General features: G+C 64.8%; 1 protein-coding gene. It reads left to right on the top strand.

Features of this window, described 5'->3' with window-relative positions; translation table 11 throughout:
- The coding region (locus GO615_RS28460; protein ID WP_211167454.1) for a hypothetical protein at positions 1–386 on the top strand (386 nt) is incomplete at both ends.

Raw genomic sequence — 386 nt, 5'->3', positions numbered from 1 at the left:
CCGCTAACATCGCTGGCAACGTCATCGTGCAGCCGCTCGAACGGATCACCAGGAAGACCACCTACACCATCGTCAATGCGGGAACGCTGAGCGGCACGTTCGGCTCGGCAAGCCTGTTGCTCGCCAACAACCTCGCGCGCAATCCGGTGCTGAGCTACGTCGGCAACGACGTGCTGCTGTCGGTCGATCCCGGCCTGCTCTCCCCGATCCTGCCGGCCAATGCCGGCATCAATCACAGGAGCGTCGCGGGTGCGATCGACAACGGCCTGCTCGGCGGCGCCAATCTCTCCAACGCCTTCAGCGCGATCTTCAACCTGTCGGGAGACAATCTCCTGAACGGCCTGACCCAGCTCTCGGGCGAGAGCGCGGCCGGATCGCAGCAGACC

It is taken from the genome of Aromatoleum evansii (assembly GCF_012910805.1).
Classification (GTDB): domain Bacteria; phylum Pseudomonadota; class Gammaproteobacteria; order Burkholderiales; family Rhodocyclaceae; genus Aromatoleum; species Aromatoleum evansii.
This window is presented reverse-complemented; position numbering and strand designations above follow the sequence as displayed.